Origin of the sequence: Microbacterium sp. S1037 (assembly GCF_048381605.1) — a bacterium.
In the GTDB taxonomy this organism is placed as follows: Bacteria; Actinomycetota; Actinomycetes; order Actinomycetales; family Microbacteriaceae; genus Microbacterium; species Microbacterium testaceum_B.
On sequence record NZ_JBLWIG010000003.1, the window covers coordinates 16,764 to 40,540 of the forward strand.

Sequence of the window (23,777 nt, forward strand, 5' to 3'; positions counted from 1 at the left end):
GGGCCGCGACGACACCGCCGTCGTCCCCACCTCCAGGACCCGCGAAAGAGCCCTCCCATGACCGAACTCACCGACCGCACCATCCTCGTCACCGGCGCCGGTGGTGGCATCGGCGGCGCGACCGTGCGCCACCTCGTCGCGGCGGGCGCCACCGTGCTCGCCGCCGGCCGCACGGCCGACAGCGTCGCCGCGATCGCCGCCGAGACCGGCGCCGAGCCCGTCGTGTTCGACCTCGAGTCCGAAGACGAGATCCGCGCGGCCATCGAGGGTCGCGACCTCTACGGCGTCGTGAACTGCGGCGGCTGGGGCGGCGAGATCGCGACCCCGATGGAGACCGACATCGAGGTGTTCGACAAGGTCATGAGCATCAACGCCCGCGGTTCGCTGCTGGTGACCAAGTACGCGTCGCGCGAGATGATCCGCGTCGGCAAGGGCGGCGCAATCGTCAACGTCTCGAGCCAGGCCAGCCTCGTCGCCCTCACCGGGCACATCTCGTACGGTTCGTCCAAGGCCGCTCTCGACAACATCACGCGCGTCTCGGCCCTCGAACTCGGCGGCTACGGCATCCGCGTCAACAGCGTCAACCCGACCGTCGTCATGACGCCGATGTCGGCCTGGTACTGGGGACGCCCCGACATCGAGGGTCCGTTCCTCGACGCGATGCCGCTGCACAAGTGGGCGACCGAGGACGACATCGCCGCCCCGATCGTCTTCCTCCTCGGCGACGGCGCCGCCATGATCTCGGGCGTCTCGCTCCCCATCGACGGCGGCTACTCCAGCCGCTGAACGGATGCCACCCCGGCGGCGGCGCGGTGGGCGTCGTCGCCGGGGTGGTGGCATCCCGCGCCTGTCCTCGCGCCCCGCGCCCGTCCGCGGGTGTCGCGCCCCGGTCGCGGGCGTTGTGCCCCGGTCTCGGGCGTTGCGCCCCGGGTCGCGGGCGTCGGTCGGGCGCGCTCCCGCCCTGCGCAGGCCCACCCCACCCGCACAAACGCGATCCGCGCACAGAAACGCGAGCACAGCGTGTTTCTGTGCGCGGATCGCGTTTATGGGCGTGAAGTCGTGACCGCATTCCCACCCCGGGCAAAGCGGGCGGTGCCAGGATCGATGTATGGACCTCTCCGGCATCCCGATCACGACCATCCGCGGCGAGCAGACGACCTTCGGCGGTCTCACCGACGGCAAGGCGGCGCTCGTCGTCAACGTCGCTTCGCGGTGCGGTCTCGCGCCGCAGTACGAGGCGCTCGAGGCGCTGCACAAGAAGTACGCGGACCGCGGGTTCACGGTCATCGGCTTCCCGAGCAACCAGTTCCTGCAGGAGCTGAGCGACGAAGAGAAGATCGCGGAGTACTGCTCGGCGACGTGGGGTGTGACGTTCCCGATGTCGGAGAAGGTCAAGGTCAACGGGCGCCACGCGCACCCGCTGTACCAGGAGCTCACGCAGACCCCGGATGCCGAGGGCAAGAAGGGCCGCATCTCGTGGAACTTCGAGAAGTTCGTCGTCGCGCCCGACGGTCGCGTCACTCGCTTCAGCCCGCGGACGCTGCCGGACGCCCCCGAGGTCATCGCCGCGATCGAGGACGCGCTGCCGAACTGACGCGCGGACGCCCGTGCCCGCCGCGCCGTGCCGCGCGAGCAGTGTCGTTGACTGTCCAAGACACGCCGTAACCGGGTAGAGAGTTGCGGCGTGTTCTGGACACTCGACGAGCGGTGAGCGGGTGCCGGGCGGGGGCCTTATCCTGACCGGGAACCGAGCCGCGAAGGAGTCCCCATGACTGATGCCGTCGTCCTCGTCTCCGGTGGAGCCGCCGTCACGCCGTACACCGACACCGCGCACGCCGCGGCATCGGGTCTGGCGGCGGGCAACACGATGACCGCGCTCCGTGCGCACCTCCTCGACCGCGGCATCCGCGTCTTCACCGCGCCGGCCCGGATCGGGGCGGGGGAGGTGCGGGAGGATGCCGGATGGCAGGGCTTCTCCGACGTGCCGGTCGTGCTGCCCGCCGAGGTGACGATCAACGCGGTCGGTCGCGTCGACGACGCCGGCGTCGCACTCGCCGGGTTCCTCCGTCATCTCGCGACCGCGGAGGGTGTGGGCAGCGTCGACCTCGTCGGGCACTCGATGGGCGGGCTGTTCTCGCGCGCCGCGATCCGCGAGCTCGCCGGCGACGGCCCGCGGGTCGAGCGTCTCGTGACGCTCGGCACCCCGTGGGAAGGTTCGGTCCTCGGCGACCTGCTCGACGATGAGATCACCGAGGCCGACGCGCACGGTGACCCCGCGACGCTCCAGATCTTCGCCGAGGCCCGCCCCTACGCCGACGCGAACTCGGAGGGCGCCGCGGCCGAGGTGTCACGTCGATTCCTGCGGGGCTGGAACGATCGCCAGGCGGGAGTGCTCGACGGCATCCCGGTGACCGCGATCGGCGCGGGGTACTTCTCGGCGGCGACCGAGCCGGTGCAGCTCTGGCCGCACGACGGACTCGTCTCGCTCACGAGTGGCCGGGCGGACGAGGTGCCGGCCGCGGTGCTCCCCGAGGTCGAGCGGCATTCGTTCCCCGATCACGTGCACAGCATCTTCTTCGCCGAGGGGTTCGGTCTGCCGTGGGAGCGTGCGTTGACGTGGGATCCGGCGGTGTTCGCTCGCATCGACGACGCGCTGGGAATCTGATCCGAGCGCTGGACGCCGTGGCATCCGGGGTATATGTTGTGAGCACCAACAAACCCGCCGTGCGTCACCGCGCACTCGTGCGTCTCCATGCGAAGGAGCAGGAATGCCCACCCCCACCCGCGATGACAAGTTCTCGTTCGGACTCTGGACCGTCGGCTACAACGGCACCGACCCGTTCGGCGGTCCGACCCGCAAGCCGCTCGACGTCGTGCACGTCGTCGAGAAGCTCGCCGAGCTCGGCGCCTACGGCCTGACGTTCCACGACGACGACCTGTTCGCCTTCGGTTCGACCGACGCCGAGCGCCAGACCCAGATCGACCGTCTGAAGGGCGCGATGGATGCCACGGGCATCGTCACGCCGATGGTCACCACCAACCTCTTCTCGGCCCCGGTCTTCAAGGACGGCGGCTTCACGTCGAACGACCGCCAGGTGCGCCGCTTCGCGCTCCGCAAGGTCCTGCGCAACCTCGACCTCGCCGCCGAGCTCGGTGCCAAGACGTTCGTCATGTGGGGCGGCCGCGAGGGCGCCGAGTACGACTCCGCAAAGGACGTCCGCCAGGCGCTCGAGCGTTACCGCGAGGCCGTGAACCTGCTCGGCGACTACGTCACCGACAAGGGCTACGACATCCGCTTCGCCATCGAGCCGAAGCCCAACGAGCCGCGCGGTGACATCCTGCTGCCAACCCTCGGTCACGCGATCGCGTTCATCGACTCGCTCGAGCGCCCCGAGCTCGTGGGCCTGAACCCCGAGGTCGGGCACGAGCAGATGGCCGGCTTGAACTTCGCCGCGGGCATCGCCCAGGCGCTGTACCACGGCAAGCTCTACCACATCGACCTCAACGGCCAGCGGGGCATCAAGTACGACCAGGACCTCGTGTTCGGACACGGCGACCTGCACAACGCGTTCGCGCTCGTCGACCTGCTCGAGAACGGCGGACCCGGCGGCGTTCCCGCCTACGACGGCCCCCGCCACTTCGACTACAAGCCCTCGCGCACCGAGGACGAGACCGGCGTCTGGGACTCGGTCTCGGCCAACATGAACACCTACCTGCTGCTCAAGGAGCGGGCCGCGGCCTTCCGCGCCGACCCCGAGGTGCAGGAGGCCCTTGAGGCCGCCAAGGTGCTCGAGCTTGCGCAGCCGACGCTCAACGAGGGCGAGTCGTACGACGACCTGCTCGCCGACCGCTCGGCGTACGAGGACTTCGACACCGACGCGTACCTCGGCGGCAAGGGCTTCGGCTTCGTTCGCCTGCAGCAGCTCGCCACCGAGCACCTGCTCGGCGCGCGCTGACCCCCGCGGGGCGAGGGCGCGTGGGGCGCCCTCTCCCCGTGGCGGGGCCCGGATGCCATGGCATCCGGGCCCCCGAGCCCCTTCCGCAGCGGCCGGCGCGTGGCATCCCGTTCGCGTGTCGAGTGTCCAAAACACCCGGACGAATTCGAAAAGTCTCCGGGTGTTTTGGACACTCACGCAGTGACGGGGTATCGGGCGTCGGGGCGGCGGCCCCAACGCAGAACAACAAGACCAGCGCGCCGAAGAGGGCGCGGACAGGAAGGCAGAGCATGGCGCTCGTCATGGGAGTCGATTCGTCGACGCAGTCGTGCAAGGTCGTCGTCGTCGACGCCGAGACCGGACGCGTGGTTCGCGAGGGGCGCGCCTCGCATCCCGCCGGCACCTCGGTCGACCCCGAGGCGTGGTGGGTCGCGTTGCAGGATGCCATCGGCCAGGCGGGCGGCCTCGACGACGTCGCCGCGGTCTCGATCGCGGGGCAGCAGCACGGCATGGTCGTGCTCGACGCCGAGGGCCGGGTCATCCGTGACGCACTGCTGTGGAACGACACCCGCTCCGCGCAGGCGGCGCGCGACCTCATCGACGAGGTCGGTGCGGCGGAGTACGCCGAGCGCACCGGGGCGGTGCCGGTCGCATCGTTCACCGGGACGAAGCTGCGCTGGCTGCGCGACGCCGAGCCCGAGAACGCCGAACGCGCGGCCGCGGTCGCGCTGCCGCACGACTGGCTGACGTGGCGTCTGCGGGGCTTCGGCCCCGGCAACGCCGTGCTCGAAGAACTGGTCACCGACCGGTCCGACGCCTCGGGCACCGCGTACTGGGGCGCCGACGGGTACGACCTCGATCTCTTCGCCCGCGCTCTGGGCCACGAGGCGGTGCTCCCGCGCGTGCTCGGTCCGTGGGAGAGCGCGGGCACGCTCGACGGAGGCGCGCTCGTCGGCCCGGGGGCCGGGGACAATGCAGGCGCCGCACTCGGCCTCGGTGCAGGAGTGGGCGATGTCGTCGTCTCGCTCGGGACTTCGGGCACCGTCTTCGCTGTTGCCGACGCGCCCACCCGTGACACCACCGGCACGGTCGCCGGGTTCGCCGATGCGACGGGGAAGTTCCTGCCGCTGGTCGCCACGCTCAACGCCGCGCGCGTGCTCGACGCCTTCGCAGGGCTGCTGGGCGTTTCGCACGATGAGCTCGGCGCGCTCGCTCTCGAGGCCGAGCCCGGTGCCGGTGGCGTCGTGCTCGTGCCGTGGTTCGAGGGGGAGCGCACCCCCAACCTCCCGCACGCGCAGGCGTCGCTGACGGGCCTGACACTGGCATCCACGAACCGGGTGAACCTTGCCCGGGCGGCGATCGAAGGCATGCTCAGCGGCTTGGCCGTGGGGCTCGAGGCGATCCAGGCGCAGGGCGTCGAGGTCCGCCGCGTGCTGCTCATCGGCGGGGCCGCGGCGAACGAGGGTGTCGCGCGGATCGCGGCGCAGGTGTTCGACGCCGAGATCGTCGTGCCCGCGGCCGGTGAGTACGTCGCGCTCGGTGCGGCACGGCAGGCGGCGGGGGTTCTCGCCGGCGGCCCGGTCGACTGGACCGTGGCGACGACCCGTGCGCTCGACGCCGATCACCGCCCCGAGATCCGCGAGCGGTACGACGTGGTGGCGGCGCTGCGCGCGCGGGAGTAGCGGCGGGACCGCATCTCCGACGCCGCGACGGCATTCGGCTGACGTCCCCCGCGCTGTGCGAGGGCTTCGTCGGGGGATGCCGTCTCGTTGTTCGTTCTCCCGGCCGCCGCGTCGAACAGATTGTACGTACAGACTGGACGATATGGACGTTACGTATTACGCTGACACCGAAGCGGGCACGGTCCGCTCACGGAGGGGCGCGGGGAGCCGATCGGGCTGAGCGCCTTCCGTCGCCGTCAACGGAAGGAAGCCGATGGCACTGGTCAGCGGTCACGAAGTCGTCCGAGAGTGCACCGCCCGGGGGCTGGTCGCGGGAGCGTTCAACACCACGAACATCGAGACGACGATGGGCATCGTCGACGCCATCGAGCGGGTGGGCGTGCCGACCTTCATCCAGGTCGCGCCCACGAACGTGAAGCTGTCCGGTTACGAGTACATCTACGACACCGTGGCGCGTCGTCTGGCCGAGTGCCCCGTGCCGGTGGCGCTGCACCTCGACCACGGCAAGTCGCTGGATGCCGTCGAGGCGGCGCTCGCGGCCGACTTCACGTCGATCATGATTGACGCCTCCGAGGAGCCGTTCGCCGAGAACGTCGCGGTTTCGGCGCAGGCGCGCGAGATGTGCGGGACGGAGGTCGCCCTCGAGGCCGAGCTCGGCAGTATCGGCGGCAAGGAGGACGACGTCGCCCCCGAGTTCGCCAGCACGACCAACCCGGCTCAGGTGGCCGAGTTCGTCGCGGCGGTCGGGTGCGACATGCTCGCCGTCTCGGTCGGCAACGTCCACGGCTACGCGCCCAACGCCCGCATCGACTTCGACCTCCTCGCCCGCGTGCGCGAGCAGAGCCCCGTGCCCCTCGTGGTCCATGGCGGCTCCGGCCTCCCCGCGGAACAGCTCGGACGGCTCGCCGAGTTCGGCGTCGTGAAGGTCAACGTCGCCAGCGACCTGCGCAACGCCATGATCCGCTCGTTCGGAGAGGCCTACGCGGCCAACCCGAACGAGAACTCGCTCATCCGTGTCTCGCTCGACGCCGTCGCCGCGATCACCGACGTCGTCGAGCGCCGCATCCGCATGCTCAACCCCTCGGTCTGACGCTCATGACCCCCACTGTCACGGTCGACATCGGCACGACGAGCATCAAGCTCTGCCTGTTCGACGCCGAGGGCGCGCTCCAGGCCGCCGACCGCTGCGCCACGCCCACCCGGCGCGACGCGTGGGGGGAGATCTACGACACCGACGCGGTGATGGATGCCGTGCGCTCCTTCGTCGACGCGCTCGATCCGGCCGCACGGCGGGCGGTGCAGTGCATCGCGATCGCGGGTGTGGGGGAGTCCGGCGGCCTCGTCGACCCCGACCTGTCGCTCGTGTCGCCGATGATCCTGTGGCACGATCACCGCGGTGCGGATCTGCTCACGGGCCTGACCGAAGCCGATCGCGCGCGCGTCTACGCGGTGACCGGGCTGCCGGTCAATGCCAACTACGCCCTGTCGAAGGTGGCCTGGGCGCTCGCGCACGCCGAGCGCTCGACGGCGGCCGCGCAGTGGCTGAACGTCTCGGAGTACGTCGCGGCGCTGCTCACGGGACGACGCTGGGCGGAGCCGTCGCTCGCGAGCCGCACGATGGCGCTCGACCTGGTCGGGCGTCGCTGGTCGCGCGAGGTCTGCGGACTGTTCGGCGTCGACCCGGGCGTGTTCCCGCCGTTGCGGGCGGCGTCGGAGGGCTTCGCGATGGATCCGGCGACGGCGCGGGCCTGGGGCCTCGACGAGGTGACCGTGCACGTCGCCGGTCACGACCACATGGTCGGAGGTGTCGGCGCCGACCTGCGCCCCGGCGAGATGCTCGACTCCACCGGCACCACCGAAGGCGTCCTCGCCCTGCTCCGCACGCCGCGCCTGGATGCCGTTACCGCGGCGACGAAGCTCGCCGGCGGGCTGGCCTGCGACGGCGACGGGTTCACGCTCTTCGCGTCGATCCCGACCGGAGGCTCCGCCTTCGCGACCCTCCGCACCCTCCTGGACCGTGAGGCAGACGAGCTCGCCGACCTCGTGGCGCGCGCCCACCGCGACTGGGTCCTGGGGTCCGTCGACCTCGATCGCCTCCCCCTGGTCCTGCCGCAGTTCCGCGGCAGCCCGCCGCCGCGCAAGGACGCCACCGCCCGCGGCGCGATCGCGGGGCTGCAGACCGACACGACCGCCGTCGAGCTCGTGCTCGCGTGCTTCCTCGGCATGGTGCGCCAGTTCGCCGAGGTGTGGGAGCTGTTCGACCTGGAGCTGGACCGGGTGAAGGTCATCGGCCCCGCCAGCGCGAATCCGCTCTGGCTCCAGCTCAAGGCCGACTACCTGGGCGTGCCGCTGAGCGTCTCGGGGTTCCCGGAGGTCGTCTCCCGCGGGGCGCAGGCGCTGGCCCATGGCATCCGGCTGCCCTGGAGTGCGTCGGAGCCGCGCGACGTCCCGCCCGACACCGCCCGCACGGCGGAGCTGGCGCAGTGGCGCGCCCGGACGGCGGACCGCTGGGCCCACCTCGCGGAGATGCCCGCATGAGCGGCGACGCCGGGCGCCCCCTCTTCTTCGAACGAAAGGCGTGGCAATGAGGCTCGTCGCCGGAATCGACTCGTCCACCCAGAGCTGCAAGGTCACGGTCCGTGACCTCGACACCGGAGACCCGGTCCGCGAGGGGTCGGCTCCCCACCCTCCGCTGACGATCGTCGACCCCGAGGTCTGGTGGGACGCGCTGCTGGCGGCGGTCCGCGCGGCCGGGGGTCTCGACGACGTGCTCGCGGTGTCGGTGAGCGGTCAGCAGCACACGCCGATCTTCCTCGATGCGCGGGGCGTGCCCACTGCGCCGTCGCCGCTGTGGAACGACCTCGGTTCGCACCCGCACATGGTCGCGCTCAACGCCGAGCTCGGGCGCGACACGTGGATCCGCCGCACGGGTCTCCCGCTCTCGCTGTCGGACACGGTCGTCAAGGCCCGCTGGCTGCGCGACGAGTTGCCGGATGCCGCCGCCCGCACGGCGGCGATCGCGGTGGTGCACGACTGGCTGACGTGGCGGCTGGCCGGCCACGGTCCCGGCGCGGGCGACATCGAGGCGCTGGTCACCGACCGCTCCGAGGCCTCCGGGACCGGTTACTGGTCGCCCGAGACGGGGGAGTACGAGCGCGATCTCGTGGTCCACGCCCTCGGGCACGACGTCGTGCTGCCGACGGTGCTCGGTCCGCGCGCGTCCGCGGGGCGGACTGGACGGGGGCTCCCCGGCATCCCCGAGGGGATCCCGATCGGCGTCGGCAGCGGAGACAACGCGGCCGCGGCCCTCGCCCTCGGGCTCGAGGAGGGGGATGCCGTGCTCAGCCTCGGCACCTCGGGCGTGGTCTACGCGCGCACCGCGCACGCGGTCCACGACTACGCGGGGTACGTCTGCAACTACGCGGATGCCACCGGCGTCCACCTCCCGATCGTGGCGACGCTCAACGCCGCGCGGAACCTGCAGGTCGGAGCGGAGATCCTCGGCTGCACGCACGACGAGCTCGCCGACCTGGCGCTGTCGGCCGAACCGGGGGCGGGCGGTCTGACCCTGCTGCCCTACTTCGAGGGGGAGCGCACGCCCGACCTCCCGCACGCTCGCGGAGCCGTGCTCGGCGCGACGCTGACGAACTTCACGCGCGCGAACCTCGCCCGCGCGATCGTCGAGGGGACGGTGGCGAGCCAGGTGGCGATGCTGGACGCGCTCGACGCCTGCGGCGTGCACGCGCGCCGGCTCCTCGTCATCGGGGGTGCGGCGAAGAACCCCGCCGTGCAGCGGGTGCTCTCCGAGCTCGTCGTCCTCCCGATCCACGTGCCCACCGCCGACGAGTACGTGGCCAAGGGGGCGGCCATGCAGGCCGCTGTCGCGCTGACCGGCGACTTCCCCGCGTGGCCGGTGGAGGTCGAGCGCATCCCCGCGGCAGAGCCCGCTCCCCGTATCCGTCGTCAGCACCACGATGCCCAGGTCGCCCTGGGGTACGTCGTGCCCGCGCCGACCGACGTCACCGCTCCCGCGCCGGTCTGAACGGGCGTTCGCTAGGGTCGGAAGGGGACCCGCGCACGGTCCGCGTTCCACTCGGGAGGATTCGACGGTGACCTCTCGATCACGCATCCCCGTGGCCGTCGGCATCGACGTCGGCAGCACGAACACGAAGGTCGTCGCGATCGCCGAAGAGGGCGCCGTCGTCGCCCGGGCGAGCAGGCCCACCCGTCGCGCGGGCGGCGACCTCGCCATCGATGCCCGCGCCCTCGTCGCGGCGATCGAGGACATGGTCGTCGAGGTCTGCGGCGGCGGTCGAGAGCTGCACGCGCTGTGCGTCGCCGGGATCGGGGAGGACGGCGTCCTCGTCGATGCCGACCTGACCCCGCTCGTCCCGGCGCTGGCGTGGTTCGACCCGCGGCGGCACGAGGTGTTCCGTCGGCTGCGCCCCGGCCTCGTCGGCGACGAGACCCTCGATGTCGACACCGACGCGGTCCGCACGCTCGTGGGGTGGAGCTGGGCGAGGGCGCAGCCGGGTGCCGATCGCGCGACGGCGTGGATCGCCCTCACCGACCTGCCGGCCGTGCTGTGGACCGGGCGTCCGTTCCTGAGTGACACCCTCGCTCCGCGCACCGCCGCGTGGCGCAGTCGCGACCGCGCGTGGGACGCCGGCCGGGTGTCCCTCACCCTCGGCGACGAACGGCTGCTGCCTCCGGTGCTGCGGACGGGCGAGATCGTCGGCGCGATCCGGTCGCGGCGCCTCCGCGAGGCGGGGGTCGTGGCTTTGGATGCCGTCGCCGTCGTCGGCGGCCACGATCACCCGATCGGCGGGTGGGGCGTGCAGCTCATGGTGCCCGGCGCCGTCCTGGACTCGATGGGCACCGCCGAGGTCGTGGTCGCCCAGACCCGCGTCGCGTGCGCCCGCGGCGACGATCACGTCGACCTGGCTCCCGGCATCCGGTCCGCGGGGAGCACGCTGCTGCGCGTCGAGGAGCTCGCGCGCAACGTGCAGTGGGCCTCGCGCGATCCGGATGTCGCGCGGGCGATCCGGCACCTGCTCATCGGTCGCGCTCAACCGTTCGAGCTGTGGGACTCGGGCTTCTTCGTGCCGGGCGAGCGCGGCGGCGGGGAGCCGACGTACGCCCCGGACGCGCCGACGGATCCGCTCGCACGGGCGTCCGCGGTGCTGGGGGCGCTCGCCGTGGCGGGGCGCGACGCGATCGACGCGGTGCGCGGCGACGTGGGCGGGGACGGTGAGGTGCGGGTCGCGGGAGGCTGGGTGCGGTCGCCCGGGTGGATCGCGATCAAGTCGGCCGTCAACGGAGTCCCCGCCGTCCCGGTGCTCGAACCCGAGGTCACCGCGGTCGGGGCCGCTCTCCTCGCGGCGACCGCGTGCGGGTGGCATCCGGATCCGATCGACGCCCTCGGCGGGTTCGCGACCGGAATGCTCGGCTGAGCGCGATCAGCTCGCGGCGACGCTCACCTCGAGCGGGATCACGTCGGTGAGCACCCACGTCTCGTAGTAGTCGAACCGGGTGCCGTCAGCGGCCCACGACAGCGACCGGACGCGCAGCACCGGGTGGTCGACGCCGACCTCGAGGTGCGCCGCGACCTCCGGCGGGGCGGGAAGGGCGTGGATGACGCGCTGCGCGCCGCTGCTGACGAACCCTGCGGCCCGGAGGTGGCCGTTGAGCGAGGCGGAGCCGTCGAGGACACCCGGGTCGGACTCGATCGAGCGGCCGACGTCGCGGGGGAACCAGTTCGTGCTGAACATGGCCTTCGCGCCGTCCAGGGAGCGCACGCGTTCGAGGGCGAACACCTCGGCTCCGTCCGGGGTGCGCAGGGCCTCGGCGACATGGGCGTCCGGGGTCACGTACCCGGCGCGCACCACCTCGGTCGTGATCCCCGTGCGCCCGTGCCGCAGCTGCGACTCGAGGAACCCCTCCTGCACGGTCCATCCCGCCGTCTGTCCCGGCACGCTCGCGAAGACGCCGCGGCGCGGGATGCGGTGGGCGTACCCCTCGTTTTCGAGCTTCGTGAGGGTCTGGCGTACGGTCGCCCGGGAGAGACCGAACTCGCGGCACAGCTCGAGCTCGCTCGGCAGGCGCTCCTCCTCGGCGATGTCGCCGTGGGTGATGCGCTCGCGCAGGATTTCGAAGAGCTGCTCGTAGTACGGCACGGGGGAGACCCGTTCGATGGTGTGCGCCACGTGATCCTCCTGGTCGTGCGCGTCGTTGCGCGTTCCGTCGTACGTTTGATTCCGACTGTACAGACGGTGCGGATACCCGACCCGCATCGTCGTCGTCCGGGGCCCCGGCGAGCGACTTTCGATTGACACTGTACATTCTGTACGTACAACACGTACGATACGTGCAGGACATCGATCCTGCATCCCGAAACGCCACCGGCCCCAGAGGCTTCTGCACTTCAGAGAGGAAGTACGCATGCGAACTTCACCCATCACCGGACTCGCGCTCCTCGGCGCGGGTGCCCTGCTCCTCGCCGGCTGCTCCGGCGCGGCATCCACCGACTCCGGTGCCGCCGGCGGCGGCGACGCGAGCCCCGCCGACACCCCGCTGAGCTACTCGCAGCCTCACACCGACCCGTTCCAGAACGCCGAGAACGTCGGCTCGATGGAGCGCTTCGCGGAGCTCGGCTACGCCACGATCCCCGCGACCAACGCCGACCGTGACGCCGCCCAGCAGATCACCGACATCCAGACGCTCATCAACAAGGGCGCCAAGGGCCTGGTCATCTCCGTCGGCGACGCCGACGCCATCGTCCCGGCCATCGAGTACGCCAACGACTCCAGCGTGCCGATCGTCGCGATCGACGAGGCGCCCGCCTCGGGCAAGATCGCCATGATCGTCCGTGCCGACAACGTCAAGATGGGCGAGCTGGCCTGCGAGGAGATGGGCAAGCGCGTCGCCGCGGATGCCGTCGTCATCACCCTCGACGGCGACCCGGTCACCTCCAACGGCCGCGACCGCACCAACGGCTTCAACGACTGCATGAAGCAGAAGTACCCGAACGTCAAGCTCGTCAACGTCGCCACCGAGTGGGACCCGGCGAAGGCGGCGGCCGGCATCGAGACCGCGCTCAACCAGTACGGCAACGTCGCGGGCATCTACAACCAGAGCGACGCGACGTTCTTCCCGACGATCCTCGACACCCTCAAGTCCGCGGGCAAGCTCGTCGCCGCCGGACAGTCGGGCCACATCGTCCAGGTCTCCGTCGACGCCAGCCCCATGGCCATGACCGCGATCCGCGACGGATGGCTGGATGCCGCTGTCGCGCAGCCGATGACCGACTACATCGACTACGGCGTGGACTACCTCACGCGCGCGATCAAGGGCGAGACGTTCAAGACCGGCGACACCGACCACGGCAGCGTCATCGAGGAGCGCAACGGCAACCTCGTCGACCTGCTGCCCACCCCGGTCGTGACCAAGGACAACGTGGAGGACCCGAACCTGTGGGGCAACAAGCAGTTCGCCCTCGACGCGTTCGGCGCCACCAAGTAATCCGGCCGCATCACGACACCCCCGAGACGGAGACGTCATGACCACCCCATCGACCACCGTGCCCGCCATCCAGATCGACGGCGTCAGCAAGACCTACGGTGCGACGAAGGCGCTTCAGGACGTCTCCGTCTCGATCCTCCCCGGGCAGGTGCACGGACTGATCGGGCGCAACGGCGCCGGAAAGTCCACGCTCCTGCGCATGATCACGGGCTTGGAGACGCCGGACACCGGAACCGTGAGCTTCTTCGGTGAGGCCGCGCCCCCGGCATCCGACCCCAAGGCCTGGCAGCAGCGCGTCGCCTGCGTCTACCAGCGCCCCTCGGTGTTCGCCAACCTCACCATCGCCGAGAACCTCTTCGCGGGACGCCTGCCCACCGCGGGGGCGCGCGTGTCGTGGAAGAAGATGCAGTCCGAGGCCGAGCGGATCCTCGACGAGTGGAACATCCGCCTCGACCCCCGGATGCTGCTCTCGGACGCCCCGATCGAGGAGCGCCAGATGCTCACGATCGCCAAGGCGCTCGAGGCCGGCACCCGCATCGTGCTGCTCGACGAGCCGACCGTGCAGCTCGAGGGCGCGGCCATCCGACGACTGTTCGACAAGGTCCAGGAGCTGCAGCAGCAGGGCGTGACGTTCGTCTTCGTCTCGCACTTCCTGCGCGAGGTCACCGCGATCTGCGACTCCGCGACGGTGCTCCGCGACGGCAAGCTGCTGTGGTCGCGCCTGGGCGACGAGATCCGCTCCGACGACCTCGTCGAGGCCCTCCTCGCGGGGCAGGAGCAGCGTCGGCACCGTGCCGAGAGCATCGCCCCCGACGAGGATGCCGCGCCCGCAATGCAGCTCCGATCGGCGAGCGAGAAGGAGGGGGCGTTCACCGACGTCACCCTCTCGGTCGCGCCCGGCGAGCTCGTCGCCATCGGCGGCGTGGGCGGCTCGGGCAAGTACTCGGTGGGCGAGGCGATTGCCGGCCTGCGCGGGCTCGCGTCCGGCGAGGTGATCGTCGCCGGCGCCCCCATCCGCACCGGTGACGTCAAGGCCAGCCAGCGCGCCGGCATCGGTTTCGTCCCCGCCGACCGCCACCGCGACGGCTACGTCCCGCAGCTCAGCGTCGCCGAGAACATGACCATGGGGATCATGGACCAGCTCGCCCCGGCGGGCGTGTTCTCTCCGCGGAAGCAGACGGCCCTGTCGCGCGACCTCATCTCCGACGTCGCGCTCGTGCCGCCGGACCCGTCGCTCGCGGTGTCCGGACTCAGCGGCGGCAACCAGCAGAAGGTCGTGCTGGCCCGTGCCCTGGCCCGCAAGCCCCGCGTGCTCGTGCTCATCTCGCCCACCGCCGGCGTCGACATCGCCGCCAAGGACGCGATCTACGGACTGATGCTGCGCGCCCTCGCCGACGGCGTCGCGGTCGTCCTCATCTCCGACGACGTCGAGGAGCTGCTGGTCAGCTCCCGCGTCCTCATCATGCGCGAGGGCCGTATCTCGGCCGAGCTCGCCGACCCCACCGAAGAAGACATCGTTCGAGCCATCGAAGGCCTGGAGTGAACATCGTGCGTACCACCGTCGTCCGAACCCCCGCCCCCGCGACCAACCCCGTCATGCGCACGGTCGTGAAGAACGTGCGCGAGCTGAGCGTCCTGCCGGGCCTCATCATCGTCGCCATCGTCGGCGCGGTGGTCAGTCCCGCGTTCCTCTCGGCCGCGAACCTGACGCTGATCCTGCGGCAGTCCGCCGAGCTCGGCATCGTCGTCATCGGCCTGACCTTCATCCTCATCACCGGCAAGCTCGACATCTCGCTCGAATCCACCGTGGGCCTGGCCCCGATGGTCGCCGCATGGCTCATGGTTCCCGCCGCGATGGGAGGCCTCGGCTCCGAGGTCGGCCCGGGCGTCGCGATCCTGGTGACCCTCGCGATCGGCGTCGTCATCGGGTTGATCAACGGCTTCCTCGTCGTGAAGGTCAAGCTCGATCCGTTCATCGTGACGTTGGCGATGCTCATCCTGCTCCGCGGCATCACCCTCGGCGTGAGCCAGGGCAAAACGCTCGCGGGTCTCCCCGAGGCGTTCCGCTACGTCGGCTCGGCCCGGTGGGTCGGCATCCCCGCCGCGATCTGGATCACCGGCATCCTGTTCCTCGTCGCGGGTCTGGTCCTGCGGTACACCGCGTGGGGCCGCGCGCTCTACGCCATCGGCGGGAACGCGGACGCGGCGCGGGCCGCCGGCATCCGCGTGGATGCCGTGCTCATCACCGCCTTCGTCGTGGCCAGCGCCCTCGCCGCCTTCGCGGGCATGATGCTCGCAGGCCGGCTCGCCTCGGTCACCAGCGGCATGGGCGACAACCTCATCTTCAGCGCGCTCGCCGCCGCGGTCATCGGCGGTGTGCAGCTCAACGGCGGGCAGGGACGCATCGTCGGTGCGCTCATGGGCGTGCTGCTGCTGGGTACCCTGACCAACGTGCTGACGCTCGCCGGCGTCCCCACCTTCTGGATCAACGCGGTGTACGGCGCGGTCATCCTCCTCGCCCTGCTCGTCGGCCGCTGGGGCGGCCGCACCAGCACCCGCTGACCCACCCCCTCGCGGGCGCCCCGCGCCCGCACCGACACAGAAAGGACTGTCCATGTCGGAGTTCCGTGAGATCAGCTCGACCGTCGTCGAGGAACTGGGGGAGGTGTTCCGCCGGGTACCGCTGGACAACATCGAGGCCGCTCTCGACGCGCTCGAGAAGCACCCGCGCATCTTCGTGCTCGGCATCGGCCGCGAGGGCCTCGGGTCGAAGGCTTTCGCGATGCGCCTGACGCACTTCGGCAAGACCGTGCACTGGGGTTGGGACGACACCACCCCCGCCGTCACCGCGGACGACCTGTTCATCATGCCGTCGGGGCCCGCGAACATCCCGCACCTGCACTACATCGCCGAGCAGGTCAAGAAGACCGGCGCGACGCTGCTCGTGGCCACGGCCGTCCCGGACGGCCCCACCGCGCAGCTCGCCGACATCGTGCTGACCGTCCCCGCCCACACCTACGGCGCGGACGACCCGAGCGGGCTCGTGCCCACGATCCAGGCGATGGGGAGCCTCTTCGAGCAGTCGCTCTGGATCTTCTGGGACGTGCTGTACCTCATGCTCGTGCGTCGCACCGGCGCGAAGTTCGAGGACCTCGTCGCCCGCCACCGCAACTTCGAGTGAGGCCCGGCCGGGCGGGCCTCGGCGTCCGGCCAGATTGGGGCGCGACGCCGGGTTCGGGCCCCGGTCGTGGTTCCGCGAGACCGCATCCGCGTGACGAGCCTCCCGCAGGATGCGCCGGTTCTCGTCAGCCCGGTGCGGTCTCGGCGTCCGCGGCGGTCTTCCCCGCGGCGCGCGGCGGCGGCGCGTCGTTCTGCACCCGCGCGTAGGACGGCTGACGCGCCGCCCGCACCCACGCGTAGGTCCGCGCACCCGGGAGCGGACGGCGCACGGCGTCGAAGCGCAGACCGCGGTCGTCCGGATCGGGGTCGAGGCGCAGCTCGACCAGGGCGAACGGATGCCACGGCCCCCACGCCGTCGCATGCGACAGCTCGAGCGTCCAGACGGCGCCGACGTCGAGGCCGGTGAGAGCGCGCGGATCGGTGGCGGGCGGACGCCCCGACACCGTGCGTGCGCCGAGCAGCACCGGCCCGCGGTCCCCGCGATAGGGGAGCAGGATGCCGAGGCTCGCACGCTCCGCGCGGCGTCGGGGGAGGAGCGCGAAGCGTCCCGGAACTCCCCACCCGGTCGAGGCGAACTCGATGTCGGCGTCGTCGACCCGCAGCGCCAACCCGATGATGTCGGGGAGCGGTGACGGCAGGCCGACCGACCGCGACACGCGAGCCACCACAGGGCGCGCGGAGGCCGACGCGTCGTCGATCCAGGCGATGCCGGCGGCGGTGGCATCTGGAATCCGCCGGATCTCCCCGCGCAGGACCACGCCGCGGCTGTGGATCGGACGCGGGTGCCGCACGCGCTGGGCGACGGCGAACGCGCGCCCGAGGGCGGCCCCGATCGTGCCGGACACAGGCGTGCGGGACGGGCGCGGGATGCCGGGAGCCGAGGTCATGCCGCCATCGCACCTCGCGGGTGTGCGCACGCCGAGGGGGTTGCGCGCCGCTACTGTGAGGGACCATGAGCGGCGACGGCGGGGTGAGGCGCATCGGCATGCGCGACGTCGCCGACGCCGCGGGCGTCTCGACGCAGACCGTGTCGCGCGTGCTGAACGACTATCCCGGCATCCGGGATGCCACGCGCGAGCGCGTGCTCGCGGCGGTCGCGGCGCTGGACTACCGCGTCAACAACGCCGCGCGCGCCCTGGGCACCAGTCTCACGCGCACCGTCGGGGTCGTGGCATCCGATGCCGTCCTGCACGGTCCGTCCGCGGGAATCGCGGCGCTCGAGCGGGCGGCGCGGGCGCGCGGTCGGTGGATCTCGACCGCGTACACCGACTCGGACGACCCGGCCGACATCGACGCGGCCGTGCGCCACCTGCTCGACCAGGGGGTCGACGGGATCGTGCTCGTCGCCGCGCACGGAGCGACTCCTCTCGAGGGGTACGACGTGCCGCTCGTGCCGCTGTACGGCGAGTCGGGGATCCGCCAACGCGACGCGGCCGCCCTCGTCGTGGATCATCTCGCCGACCTCGGACATCGCCGCATCGTCGAGGTCGCCGGCCCCGCGGACTGGCGCGAAGCGTCGGCGCGCACGGCGGGCGTCGCCGACGCGGTCGCCCGCCGGGGGCTGACGCTGGTGGACCGCGTCGAGGGGGACTGGAGTGCCGCCTCGGGCTCCGCGCTCGCGGACGCGGTCGCCGGTCGCATCGCCGACGGTGCCACCGCCGTGGCCGTCGCCAACGACCAGATGGCGCTGGGGCTCACGGCGGGCCTGGCGGCGCGAGGCCTGCGCGTCCCGGCGGACGTCTCGGTCACCGGCTTCGACGACAACCCGGACGCCGGGTTCTACAGCCCCCCGCTGACGACGGTGCGTCTGGACGTCGAGGGGGAGGCGGCGGAGGCCGTGGCGCGGGTGCTCGGCGACGAGCCGACGGCACCCGCGCGGCCGGTGCTGGTGCCGCGCGCCTCGACGGCCGCACTGCGCTGACGCCTGGCCCGCGCCACCGCCACGTCGGCGGTCGGCACAACTCCGGCGATGGGGGTGTGCCGCCGGGGGGTCGGCCGCCCCAGGGCGGTTCTGCCGGAGTTGTGCTCGTCGTCAGCGCATCGATGCCGCGAGCGGGCCGGACAGCCAGCGCTCCACCTCGCGCGTCGAGCGCAGCCGCACGATCGGCAGCCCGGGGCGCTCGGCCGCGACGACGGGGAGGCGTTCCCGGTAGTTCCCGCGCGTGGAGATCGACCAGCGGACGATGTGCTCCGGGTCGGTGAAGAACGTGTGGAGCGGCGGCTCGATGTTCCCGTTCCAGAGAGGTTCGCGGCCGAGGCGACGGCGGAGCGTACGGGCAACGACGCGGGGGAGCGTGACCGTCGTGAACGGCAGGTCGAGCCATGCGAGAAGGTCGGCGCGCGCCGTCAGGAGTGGCCTGGCATCCGAGTACTGCCACTCCGTCACCCAGGCGTCCTCCTCGACGAGCGCGCGGACATCGTCGAGGAACTCCGATCGGGGCGTCCAATCGGGCCCGTGGAACAGCGCGTCGATCTCGACGTGCGGCGCGCCGGTGAGGGCCGAAATTCGTCGGGACAGCGTCGTCTTGCCGACGCCCGAGACCCCCGCGACGGCGATCCGCCGAGGCCGGACGGGGAGTGGATCGTCGGCGCGCAGCATCCCTCCACGCTACGGTGCGGGTCAGCCCTCCCGCGCGCTCCCGCGCGGCGGTGGCGCGCCCGCCGCGGCGATGTCGGCCGCCGCGGTCAGCCCCGCGGCCATCGCCGTGACGACGGCCGCGGGGACATGGGGATCGAGGCGGCGTGCGACGTCGCCCGCCGCCCAGATGCCGAGCTGATCCGTGCGCCCGAGCGCATCCACGACGATCCCGTCCGCCTCGACGCGGACGCCGAGGTCGGTGGCGATGCGCGATCGGGGCGTCGGGTTCGGCGGGATGAAGACCGCCGCGACCTCCGTCGTCCGCCCATCGTGCCGGGTGATGAGGGCGCGATCGCCCGCCCGCGTGACGGATGCGACCTCTTCGGGCTCGAAGTGCGGCACCTCGTCCGTGAGCCCGCGCAGCAGCCCACCGACGTGATCGGCGTGCGCACCGGAGGAGATCACCGCGATGGGGCCCTTCGCGTGCTCATGGCCGTGGCAGTAGGGGCAGGGCAGTACGAGGTCGCCCCAGAGGTCCGACACCCCGGGGATCGGGAGGAGCGCATCCTCCACTCCCGTCGCGATGAGGAGGTTCTCCGCGCGCCAGGGCCCTCCGGAGGTGTCGAGCTCGATGTCCGCGCTGCGCCGCGCCGCCCGGACCGTGTGGTCGACCACGCGCACCCAGGGGTACTTCCGGAGCTCGTCGCGCGCCGCCGTACGGAGCCGCGCGGGCTCGGTCCCATCCCATCCGAGCACGTTGTGCATGCGGGGGGAGGTCCCGTTCCGGGGACGGCCGTCGTCGAAGACGACCGTGTCCACGTGCATCCGGCCCAGAGTCAGAGCGGCCTGCAGGCCGGCGGGTCCTCCGCCGACGACGGCGACCCTCGCGAATTCCGTCATGCGCTCATCGTGCCGCGCGCACCTTTGCGGTCGCCCTGTGTTTTCCCTCTCGCGGCGCTGCGATGTTACCGGTAACATTGCAGGGCGAGGGCGCCGCGCCCCGCCACCCCGAACCCCGTCGAAGGAGACCGCGTGTCCGATGCCGTCACGTTCACGCCCGAGGTGCAGGAGGCGATCGACGCCGTCCGCGCCGATGTCGCGAAACTGCACGCCGAGCTCGTGCGCTACAACCTCATCGTCTGGACCGGCGGCAACGTCTCGGGCCGCGTCCCCGGGACCGACCTGTTCGTGATCAAGCCCTCCGGTGTCTCGTACGACGACCTGGCCCCCGAGAACATGATCCTGTGCGACCTCGACGGCAACGCGATCCCCGGCACCCCCGGCAGTGAGCGCAGCCCGTCGAGCGACACCGCGGCGCACGCGTACGTGTACCGGAACATGCCCGAGGTCGGCGGCGTCGTGCACACGCACTCGACCTTCGCCGTGGCGTGGGCGGCGCGCGGCGAAGAGATCCCCTGCGTCATCACCGGCATGGCCGACGAGTTCGGTGGCCCCATCCCTGTCGGTCCGTTCGCGATCATCGGCGACGACTCGATCGGTCGCGGCATCGTCGAGACCCTGAGTGGACACCGCAGCCGCGCGGTCCTCATGCAGAACCACGGCCCGTTCACGATCGGCGTGAGCGCCAAGGACGCGGTCAAGGCCGCCGTCATGTGCGAGGACGCGGCCCGCACCGTGCACTACGCCCGCGAGGCCGGCCCCCTCGTCCCGATCCCGCAGGACAAGATCGACGCCCTCTACAACCGCTACCAGAACGTCTACGGACAGAGCACGGACGACCGCCGATGACCGCCGACATCTCCGCCCTCATCGAGCAGGGCCGCGCCTCTCTCGGCATCGAGCTCGGCTCGACCCGCATCAAGGCGTGCCTCATCGGCCCGAACGCCGAGGTGCTCGCAACCGGTTCCCACGAGTGGGAGAACGTCTACGCCGACAAGCTCTGGACCTACGCGCTGGATGCCGTGTGGTCGGGCCTTCAGGCCGCCTACGCCGAGCTCGTCGCCGACGTGCAGAAGCAGTACGGCGTCACCCCCGAGCGCTACGCCGCGATGGGTGTGTCGGCGATGATGCACGGCTACCTCGCTTTCGACGCCGATGGAGAGCTGCTCGCCCCCTTCCGCACGTGGCGCAACACCAACACCGGTGTCGCGGCGGCTGAGCTCACGGAGCTGCTGGGCGTGAACATCCCGCTGCGCTGGTCGATCGCACATCTGCACCAGGCGGTCGTGGATGCCGAGCCCCACGTGCCCGAGATCCGCTTCCTCACCACGCTGGCCGGGTACGTCCACTGGAAGCTCACGGGCGAGAAGGTCCTCGGCGTCGGCGATGCGTCGGGCATGTTCCCGATCGACTCCGCGACCCGCGACTATGACGCCGAACTGGTCGCGCGGTACGACGGCCTCGCCGCCGGACGCGTCCCGGCGCTGACGGACCTGCTGCCCGAGGTGCTCGTGGCCGGTGCGGCGGCCGGCAGCCTGACCGAGAACGGGGCCCGGCTCCTCGACCCGACCGGAACGCTGCGTCCCGGCATCCCCTTCGCTCCGCCCGAGGGCGACGCGGGCACCGGCATGGTCGCGACCGGTGCCGTGGCTCCGCGCACCGGCAACGTCAGCGCCGGCACGAGCATCTTCGCGATGGTCGTGCTCGAGCGCCCGCTCAGCGAGGTCCACCACGAGCTCGACCTCGTGACGACCCCCTCGGGCGACGCGGTGGCGATGGTGCACTGCAACAACGGCGCGAGCGAGCTGGCGGCGTGGGCGAACATGTTCACGGCCTTCTCGGCCGCGGCGGGCGTCCCGCAGACCCCGGATGCCACCTACGCGGCGCTCTTCTCCGCCGCGCTCGAGGGCGAAGCCGACGCCGGCGGACTGCTGGCCTACAACCACCTCGCCGGAGAGCCCATCGCGGGTCTCGACGAGGGTCGCCCGCTCGTGGTGCGCACGCCCGACAGCCGCCTCACTCTGCCGAACTTCATGCGCGCGCAGCTGTACGGCGTCTTCGGCACGCTCGCGCTCGGCATGGCGGTGCTCCACGCCGAGGGCGTCGGCCTCGACAGGATGTACGCCCACGGCGGCATGTTCCGCACCGCGGGGGTCGCGCAGCGCTTCCTCGCGGCGGCGCTCGACGCCCCCGTCGCGGTCGCCGAGACAGCGTCCGAGGGCGGGGCGTGGGGCATGGCCGTGCTCGCGGCGTACGTCGCCGACGGCGCGGGCCGCGACCTCGACACTTACCTCGCCGAGGTCGTCTTCGCCGACGCGCCCATCACCACCGCCGACCCCGACCCGGCGGACGTCGCCGGATTCTCGGCCTACCTCGACCGTTACCGCGCCGGACTCGCCGTCGAGGCCGCCGCCGTGGCATCCCTCTGAACACTCGAAAAGGAACAGTCATGACCCGCACGAAGCTCAAGAACGACCTCGACGGCTACGAGGTCTGGTTCGTCACCGGCAGCCAGAACCTCTACGGCGAGGAGACCCTGAAGCAGGTCGCCGAGCAGTCGCAGGCCGTCGTCGAGGGCCTCGCCGGCCTCCCCGTGAAGGTCGTCTGGAAGCCCGTGCTGAAGGACTCCGACAGCATCCGCCGCATGGCCCTCGAGGTCAACGGCCGCGACGACGTCATCGGCGTCATCGCGTGGATGCACACCTTCAGCCCCGCGAAGATGTGGATCTCGGGTCTCGACGCCCTGCAGAAGCCGCTCCTCCACCTGCACACGCAGGCCAACGTCGAGCTGCCGTGGAACGACATCGACTTCGACTTCATGAACCTCAACCAGGCCGCGCACGGCGACCGCGAGTTCGGGTACATCCAGACGCGCCTGGGCGTCGCCCGCAAGACGGTCGTCGGCCACGTGTCGAACCCCGCCGTCCGCCAGCAGATCGAGGACTGGGAGCGCGCCGCCGCCGGCTGGACCGCCGCCCGCACCCTCAAGCTCGCCCGCTTCGGCGACAACATGCGCTTCGTCGCCGTCACCGAGGGCGACAAGACCGAGGCCGAGCTGCGCTTCGGCGTGCAGGTCAACACGTGGGGCGTCAACGAGCTGGTCGAAGCCGTCGAGAAGGCCTCGGATGCCGACATCGACGCGCTCGTGCAGGAGTACATCGACAGCTACGACGTCGTCGACGAACTGCTCCCCGGCGGCGCGCGCCACCAGTCGCTGCGTGACGGCGCCGCGATCGAGCTGGGCCTGCGCTCTTTCCTGGAGGAGGGCGGCTTCGGCGCCTTCACGACGTCGTTCGAAGACCTCGGCGCGCTGAAGCAGCTGCCCGGTCTCGCGGTTCAGCGCCTGATGGCCGAGGGCTACGGTTTCGGCGCCGAGGGCGACTGGAAGACGGCGATCCTCGTGCGCGTCGCGAACGTCATGGGCGCGGGCCTCCCCGGCGGCGCGTCGCTCATGGAGGACTACACGTACGACCTCGTCCCCGGCAACGAGCGCATCCTCGGCGCCCACATGCTCGAGGTCTCGCCCTCGCTCACGACGAAGAAGCCGCGCCTCGAGATCCACGAGCTCGGCATCGGCGGCAAGGACGACCCGGTGCGCCTGGTCTTCACCGCCGACCCCGGCCCCGCGCTCGTCGTCGCGATGAGCGACATGCGCGATCGCTTCCGCCTCGTTGCGAACGTCGTCGAGAACGTCGACGCCCCCGACCTGCCGAAGCTCCCCGTCGGACGCGCGGTGTGGAAGCCCGCCCCGGACTTCGCGACCTCGGCCGGCTGCTGGCTCGCCGCCGGTGCCGCCCACCACACCGTCATGACGACGGCCGTGGGCATCGAGGTGTTCCGCGACTTCGCCGAGATCGCCAAGACCGAGCTCGTCGTCATCGACGACGACACCACGGTCCGCGGCTTCCAGAGCGAGCTGCGCTGGAACCAGGCGTACTACCGCCTGGCCCAGGGCCTGTAAGACCCCCGCCGTCCCGGGTC

21 protein-coding genes are annotated in these 23,777 nt (G+C 71.7%); 17 read left to right on the forward strand and 4 right to left on the reverse strand.

Going from position 1 to position 23,777, the window contains the following annotated elements:
* Positions 1 to 57: 57 nt before the first annotated feature.
* The 9 genes from ACMW4R_RS15095 (at position 58) to ACMW4R_RS15135 (ending at position 11,070) form a co-directional block, all read left to right on the forward strand.
* Positions 58 to 786 (forward strand): SDR family oxidoreductase, encoded by a 729-nt coding sequence (locus tag ACMW4R_RS15095; RefSeq protein ID WP_058595734.1) that lies wholly within the window; start codon positions 58 to 60, stop codon positions 784 to 786.
* A gap of 322 nt (positions 787 to 1,108) precedes the next feature.
* Entirely contained in the window at positions 1,109 to 1,594 is a 486-nt protein-coding gene (locus tag ACMW4R_RS15100) for a glutathione peroxidase (protein WP_058597352.1), read from the forward strand.
* 174 nt (positions 1,595 to 1,768) lie between these two features.
* Complete coding sequence (locus tag ACMW4R_RS15105) at positions 1,769 to 2,665, forward strand: esterase/lipase family protein (protein WP_418300282.1); 897 nt, start codon at positions 1,769 to 1,771, stop codon at positions 2,663 to 2,665.
* 103 nt (positions 2,666 to 2,768) lie between these two features.
* The gene (xylA, locus tag ACMW4R_RS15110; protein ID WP_418300283.1) at positions 2,769 to 3,956 is read left to right on the forward strand and encodes a xylose isomerase; all 1,188 of its coding nucleotides are present in this window, start codon (positions 2,769 to 2,771) and stop codon (positions 3,954 to 3,956) included.
* Between the two features lie 269 nt (positions 3,957 to 4,225).
* Positions 4,226 to 5,617: a xylulokinase gene (xylB, locus tag ACMW4R_RS15115; protein ID WP_418300284.1), complete on the forward strand. Its 1,392-nt coding sequence runs from the start codon at positions 4,226 to 4,228 to the stop codon at positions 5,615 to 5,617.
* Between the two features lie 253 nt (positions 5,618 to 5,870).
* Positions 5,871 to 6,707: a class II fructose-bisphosphate aldolase gene (locus ACMW4R_RS15120; protein WP_418300285.1), complete on the forward strand. Its 837-nt coding sequence runs from the start codon at positions 5,871 to 5,873 to the stop codon at positions 6,705 to 6,707.
* A gap of 5 nt (positions 6,708 to 6,712) precedes the next feature.
* Complete coding sequence (locus tag ACMW4R_RS15125) at positions 6,713 to 8,155, forward strand: FGGY-family carbohydrate kinase (protein WP_418300286.1); 1,443 nt, start codon at positions 6,713 to 6,715, stop codon at positions 8,153 to 8,155.
* A 46-nt stretch (positions 8,156 to 8,201) separates the two neighbouring features.
* A complete protein-coding gene (locus tag ACMW4R_RS15130) occupies positions 8,202 to 9,659 on the forward strand; it encodes an FGGY family carbohydrate kinase (RefSeq protein ID WP_058597346.1) in 1,458 nt (485 codons plus the stop codon).
* A gap of 67 nt (positions 9,660 to 9,726) precedes the next feature.
* Positions 9,727 to 11,070, forward strand: coding sequence for an FGGY-family carbohydrate kinase (locus tag ACMW4R_RS15135; protein WP_418300287.1), 1,344 nt, complete (start codon positions 9,727 to 9,729; stop codon positions 11,068 to 11,070).
* Between the two features lie 6 nt (positions 11,071 to 11,076).
* On the opposite strand, the gene ACMW4R_RS15140 is transcribed toward ACMW4R_RS15135, so the two are convergent.
* A complete protein-coding gene (locus tag ACMW4R_RS15140; RefSeq protein WP_193752686.1) occupies positions 11,077 to 11,823 on the reverse strand; it encodes a GntR family transcriptional regulator in 747 nt (248 codons plus the stop codon).
* A gap of 235 nt (positions 11,824 to 12,058) precedes the next feature.
* On the opposite strand from ACMW4R_RS15140, the gene ACMW4R_RS15145 reads away from it, so the two are divergent.
* The 4 genes from ACMW4R_RS15145 to ACMW4R_RS15160 are packed head-to-tail and all read left to right on the forward strand — an operon-like array spanning position 12,059 to position 16,319.
* Positions 12,059 to 13,138 carry a sugar ABC transporter substrate-binding protein gene (locus tag ACMW4R_RS15145; RefSeq protein ID WP_058597343.1) on the forward strand — a complete coding sequence of 360 codons (1,080 nt, stop codon included), beginning with the start codon at positions 12,059 to 12,061 and terminating at the stop codon, positions 13,136 to 13,138.
* A gap of 37 nt (positions 13,139 to 13,175) precedes the next feature.
* Positions 13,176 to 14,681: a sugar ABC transporter ATP-binding protein gene (locus ACMW4R_RS15150; protein WP_058626964.1), complete on the forward strand. Its 1,506-nt coding sequence runs from the start codon at positions 13,176 to 13,178 to the stop codon at positions 14,679 to 14,681.
* A 5-nt stretch (positions 14,682 to 14,686) separates the two neighbouring features.
* Entirely contained in the window at positions 14,687 to 15,700 is a 1,014-nt protein-coding gene (locus ACMW4R_RS15155) for an ABC transporter permease (RefSeq protein ID WP_206551812.1), read from the forward strand.
* 52 nt (positions 15,701 to 15,752) lie between these two features.
* Positions 15,753 to 16,319: an SIS domain-containing protein gene (locus ACMW4R_RS15160; protein ID WP_058597340.1), complete on the forward strand. Its 567-nt coding sequence runs from the start codon at positions 15,753 to 15,755 to the stop codon at positions 16,317 to 16,319.
* 124 nt (positions 16,320 to 16,443) lie between these two features.
* Here the strand turns inward: ACMW4R_RS15160 and ACMW4R_RS15165 are convergent, their stop codons facing one another.
* Complete coding sequence (locus ACMW4R_RS15165; protein WP_058597339.1) at positions 16,444 to 17,205, reverse strand: hypothetical protein; 762 nt, start codon at positions 17,203 to 17,205, stop codon at positions 16,444 to 16,446.
* Between the two features lie 65 nt (positions 17,206 to 17,270).
* On the opposite strand from ACMW4R_RS15165, the gene ACMW4R_RS15170 reads away from it, so the two are divergent.
* Positions 17,271 to 18,239, forward strand: a complete 969-nt coding sequence (locus ACMW4R_RS15170) for a LacI family DNA-binding transcriptional regulator (protein ID WP_058597338.1) — start codon at positions 17,271 to 17,273, stop codon at positions 18,237 to 18,239.
* Positions 18,240 to 18,350: 111 nt separating this feature from the next.
* Here ACMW4R_RS15170 and ACMW4R_RS15175 read toward each other — a convergent pair whose 3' ends face one another.
* Together ACMW4R_RS15175 and ACMW4R_RS15180 are read right to left on the reverse strand one after the other, a co-directional pair.
* On the reverse strand, positions 18,351 to 18,917 hold the full coding sequence (locus tag ACMW4R_RS15175; RefSeq protein ID WP_193752685.1) for an AAA family ATPase: 567 nt from the start codon (positions 18,915 to 18,917) through the stop codon (positions 18,351 to 18,353).
* Positions 18,918 to 18,938: 21 nt separating this feature from the next.
* Positions 18,939 to 19,796, reverse strand: a complete 858-nt coding sequence (locus tag ACMW4R_RS15180; RefSeq protein ID WP_418300288.1) for an NAD(P)/FAD-dependent oxidoreductase — start codon at positions 19,794 to 19,796, stop codon at positions 18,939 to 18,941.
* Between the two features lie 132 nt (positions 19,797 to 19,928).
* On the opposite strand from ACMW4R_RS15180, the gene ACMW4R_RS15185 reads away from it, so the two are divergent.
* Genes ACMW4R_RS15185 through araA form a run of 3 tightly spaced genes read left to right on the forward strand, consistent with a single transcriptional unit; the run spans position 19,929 to position 23,757 of the window.
* On the forward strand, positions 19,929 to 20,645 hold the full coding sequence (locus ACMW4R_RS15185) for an L-ribulose-5-phosphate 4-epimerase (RefSeq protein ID WP_058629339.1): 717 nt from the start codon (positions 19,929 to 19,931) through the stop codon (positions 20,643 to 20,645).
* On the forward strand, positions 20,642 to 22,225 hold the full coding sequence (locus ACMW4R_RS15190) for a xylulokinase (RefSeq protein WP_418300289.1): 1,584 nt from the start codon (positions 20,642 to 20,644) through the stop codon (positions 22,223 to 22,225). The genes ACMW4R_RS15185 and ACMW4R_RS15190 overlap by 4 nt, the downstream gene beginning before the upstream one ends.
* A gap of 20 nt (positions 22,226 to 22,245) precedes the next feature.
* Positions 22,246 to 23,757 carry an L-arabinose isomerase gene (araA, locus tag ACMW4R_RS15195; protein ID WP_418300290.1) on the forward strand — a complete coding sequence of 504 codons (1,512 nt, stop codon included), beginning with the start codon at positions 22,246 to 22,248 and terminating at the stop codon, positions 23,755 to 23,757.
* Positions 23,758 to 23,777: the final 20 nt, after the last annotated feature.

What these genes read in the sequence shown, in the direction of transcription:
- ACMW4R_RS15095 (WP_058595734.1), top strand. Translation starts at nt 58, where the DNA reads ATGACCGAACTCACCGACCGCACCATCCTCGTCACCGGCGCCGGTGGT.
- ACMW4R_RS15100 (WP_058597352.1), top strand. Translation starts at nt 1,109, where the DNA reads ATGGACCTCTCCGGCATCCCGATCACGACCATCCGCGGCGAGCAGACG.
- ACMW4R_RS15105 (WP_418300282.1), top strand. Translation starts at nt 1,769, where the DNA reads ATGACTGATGCCGTCGTCCTCGTCTCCGGTGGAGCCGCCGTCACGCCG.
- xylA (WP_418300283.1), top strand. Translation starts at nt 2,769, where the DNA reads ATGCCCACCCCCACCCGCGATGACAAGTTCTCGTTCGGACTCTGGACC.
- xylB (WP_418300284.1), top strand. Translation starts at nt 4,226, where the DNA reads ATGGCGCTCGTCATGGGAGTCGATTCGTCGACGCAGTCGTGCAAGGTC.
- ACMW4R_RS15120 (WP_418300285.1), top strand. Translation starts at nt 5,871, where the DNA reads ATGGCACTGGTCAGCGGTCACGAAGTCGTCCGAGAGTGCACCGCCCGG.
- ACMW4R_RS15125 (WP_418300286.1), top strand. Translation starts at nt 6,713, where the DNA reads ATGACCCCCACTGTCACGGTCGACATCGGCACGACGAGCATCAAGCTC.
- ACMW4R_RS15130 (WP_058597346.1), top strand. Translation starts at nt 8,202, where the DNA reads ATGAGGCTCGTCGCCGGAATCGACTCGTCCACCCAGAGCTGCAAGGTC.
- ACMW4R_RS15145 (WP_058597343.1), top strand. Translation starts at nt 12,059, where the DNA reads ATGCGAACTTCACCCATCACCGGACTCGCGCTCCTCGGCGCGGGTGCC.
- ACMW4R_RS15150 (WP_058626964.1), top strand. Translation starts at nt 13,176, where the DNA reads ATGACCACCCCATCGACCACCGTGCCCGCCATCCAGATCGACGGCGTC.
- ACMW4R_RS15160 (WP_058597340.1), top strand. Translation starts at nt 15,753, where the DNA reads ATGTCGGAGTTCCGTGAGATCAGCTCGACCGTCGTCGAGGAACTGGGG.
- ACMW4R_RS15165 (WP_058597339.1), bottom strand. Translation starts at nt 17,205, where the DNA reads ATGACCTCGGCTCCCGGCATCCCGCGCCCGTCCCGCACGCCTGTGTCC.
- ACMW4R_RS15170 (WP_058597338.1), top strand. Translation starts at nt 17,271, where the DNA reads ATGAGCGGCGACGGCGGGGTGAGGCGCATCGGCATGCGCGACGTCGCC.
- ACMW4R_RS15175 (WP_193752685.1), bottom strand. Translation starts at nt 18,917, where the DNA reads ATGCTGCGCGCCGACGATCCACTCCCCGTCCGGCCTCGGCGGATCGCC.
- ACMW4R_RS15180 (WP_418300288.1), bottom strand. Translation starts at nt 19,796, where the DNA reads ATGACGGAATTCGCGAGGGTCGCCGTCGTCGGCGGAGGACCCGCCGGC.
- ACMW4R_RS15190 (WP_418300289.1), top strand. Translation starts at nt 20,642, where the DNA reads ATGACCGCCGACATCTCCGCCCTCATCGAGCAGGGCCGCGCCTCTCTC.
- araA (WP_418300290.1), top strand. Translation starts at nt 22,246, where the DNA reads ATGACCCGCACGAAGCTCAAGAACGACCTCGACGGCTACGAGGTCTGG.